General features: G+C 47.5%; 1 protein-coding gene. It reads right to left on the reverse strand.

Annotated elements, in window-relative coordinates; all coding sequences use genetic code 11:
* Positions 1-14 precede the first annotated feature (14 nt).
* Positions 15-495, reverse strand: a 481-nt coding sequence (gene rplA, locus A3762_RS05415) for a 50S ribosomal protein L1 (RefSeq protein ID WP_068754435.1), incomplete at its 5' end; no start/stop codon positions are given.

Consider the following 495-nt stretch of genomic DNA (forward strand, 5'->3'; position numbering starts at 1 on the left):
CGCGCCTCCAAATCTTAGATAGATACAGAAGCTTGATCGATCAATAGACCTGGGCCCATTGTTGAAGAAAGAGTAACTTTCTTCAAATAAACACCTTTAGCTGCTGCAGGCTTAGCCTTCTTAAGGTCGGCCAATAGCGCTTCAAGATTTTGCTTGATTGCATCAGCAGAGAACTCAACATTACCCACGATAGCGTGGATGATGCCGTTCTTGTCAGTACGGTAACGAACCTGACCAGCTTTTGCATTTTTAACAGCAGTCTCTACATCAGGAGTAACTGTGCCAACTTTTGGGTTTGGCATAAGGCCACGAGGACCAAGAACCTGACCCAACTGACCTACAACACGCATCGCATCTGGAGATGCAACAACTACGTCGAAGTCCAAGTTGCCAGCTTTCACTTGCTCAGCAAGATCATCCATACCGACCACATCAGCGCCTGCAGCTTTTGCTTTTTCTGCATTCTCGCCTTGCGTGAACACAGCAACGCGAACC

Source organism: Oleiphilus sp. HI0125 (assembly GCF_001635355.1).